The organism is Haloferax sp. Atlit-10N, from assembly GCF_003586325.1.
GTDB lineage: Archaea > Halobacteriota > Halobacteria > Halobacteriales > Haloferacaceae > Haloferax > Haloferax prahovense.
On sequence record NZ_PSYX01000193.1, the window covers coordinates 1 to 433 of the forward strand.

Annotated in this window: 1 protein-coding gene; it reads right to left on the reverse strand. The window is 60.3% G+C overall.

Features of this window, described 5'->3' with window-relative positions:
- Window positions 1–143 precede the first annotated feature (143 nt).
- On the reverse strand, window positions 144–433 hold a 290-nt coding region (locus C5B91_RS21840), incomplete at its 5' end, for a helix-turn-helix domain-containing protein (protein WP_199708914.1).

Below are 433 nucleotides of genomic sequence, written 5' to 3' on the forward strand. Positions count from 1 at the left end.
TGGGTGCTGGTGGCCAGTCATATTGAATCACCGTCATGTAGTCCTACACAAGTCCCAGCCCTAACGGTTGCCAACATATGTACAGCAATTTATAAGAGGGGGTATCTCACCGGAACAGCTCCGCTCTGACCGGGCAGCTGTCACTATTCGGAACTGGCAATCGTGTGGTCGATCAACTGGTCCGTTCCACGACGGAGGCGCTCCGAGATGGCGGACTTGGTCGCGTCGAGTTCCCTCGCGAGTTCCGACAGGTCTGCCTCGCGGGGGACGGCGAAGTATCCCTGTCGGTTGGCTGCCAGTAGTGCTTCTCGTTGCGGGGCGGTGAGTCCGTAGTCGTCGCCGCCGTGTTCCGTCTCACAGAGCCGGTGCGGGCGGAACGTGACACTGCTTGACTGACAGGCGTCACGAAACGCTTCGAGGTCCGCTCGGTCGG